This window comes from Pseudogemmobacter sp. TB195, assembly GCF_058313095.1.
Map to the genome: position 1 here is coordinate 1 of NZ_JBZEGG010000101.1, position 791 is coordinate 791.

Here is a 791-nt window from a genome sequence, read left to right on the forward strand (position 1 = left end):
GGAAGGGCCGGAACGCCAGCCCGGGCCTTCGTGGCGAAGCCTGGCGCACATGCCTGTGCTCCTGCCTGGCCTGCGCCTGCCTGGTCCATGCGCTTGGCTGCGAAACATCGGGCTGACGGGCGCCTGGCCTGCGACATATCCCCAGCCGGGGACTGTCCGCCGCGATGCCGCCACATTGCCGCCCCAGACCGAAGCTGGCGGTTTCGTTAGCATAGCATTAACCTTGCCGCTGATTCAGGCTGGCGCTTGCCGCCTGTTAAGAATCTTTTTCGTATACTGAACGCCAAACGCAGCAACGAAAGCATCCCGAGCCGTGCCAAGCCGCCTGTCCAGATTTTCCGCCGCCCTCGCAGCTGTTGTCATGCCAGCCGTTTTCGCCGGAGGCGTTCAGGCCCAGCCGGCGGATTATGGCGAACGTTCGGACATCATGTTCAACAATACGCCCGTGTCGTCTGACCAGTGGATCGTCACGGTCAAGGGCACCATCGGCGTGTCGTCCGCCTGGCCCGGCTCCGACCGCATGACGTTCTTTGGCTCGCCCTCCATCAGCTACCGTTATATGGGCGAACGGCCGAAGTTCACCTCGCCGGACGATAGCGCCAGCCTGTCGCTCTACGACACCTCCTGGCTGCGCGCCGGCGTCGTGGCGGGCTACGGCCCTGGCCGTTATTCCGGTTCCGAACGTCGCCTGTGGGGCATTCACGACGCGGGATGGTCGGTGCAGCCGGGCGTCTTCCTCGACCTGTGGCCGACGGAATTCCTGCGCGCCCGCATCGAAGCGCGCTACGCCG

At 65.0% G+C, this 791-nt stretch carries 1 protein-coding gene; it reads left to right on the top strand.

Annotated elements, in window-relative coordinates; translation table 11 throughout:
- Positions 1-361: 361 nt before the first annotated feature.
- The coding region (locus tag AC4FS3_RS28810; RefSeq protein ID WP_491023386.1) for a MipA/OmpV family protein at positions 362-791 on the top strand (430 nt) is incomplete at its 3' end.